Raw genomic sequence first — 277 nt, forward strand, 5'->3', positions numbered from 1 at the left:
CTTCGTGCCGGTGCTCGGTGAAGCGATGATGGCGTACATGGCCTATCAGATGCTCGATGAAGTATTCGAAGGCATTGTCGAGTGGGCGCAGGGACGCACGACCGAAGCGGTCGAACACCTGATGGGCACCGTGGAATCGATGATCCAGCTGGGCATGTTCGCCGTCGGCGGTGCGATTGGCGCGGCCGAGTTTCGCAAGGTATTGCCCAAGGAAATCGTAGCGTTCATCGACCGCTTCAAACCGGTACAACTGGCCAATGGTGACACCCGCTATTGG

The 277-nt window shown here is 58.5% G+C and carries 1 protein-coding gene; it reads left to right on the forward strand.

The genetic code is table 11. The features are described from left to right. The coding region (locus tag AAEY83_RS14600) for a hypothetical protein (protein ID WP_351059990.1) at positions 1-277 on the forward strand (277 nt) is incomplete at both ends.

The sequence above is a fragment of the Psychrobacter sp. TB20-MNA-CIBAN-0197 genome (assembly GCF_040309765.1).
In the GTDB taxonomy this organism is placed as follows: domain Bacteria; phylum Pseudomonadota; class Gammaproteobacteria; order Pseudomonadales; family Moraxellaceae; genus Psychrobacter; species Psychrobacter submarinus.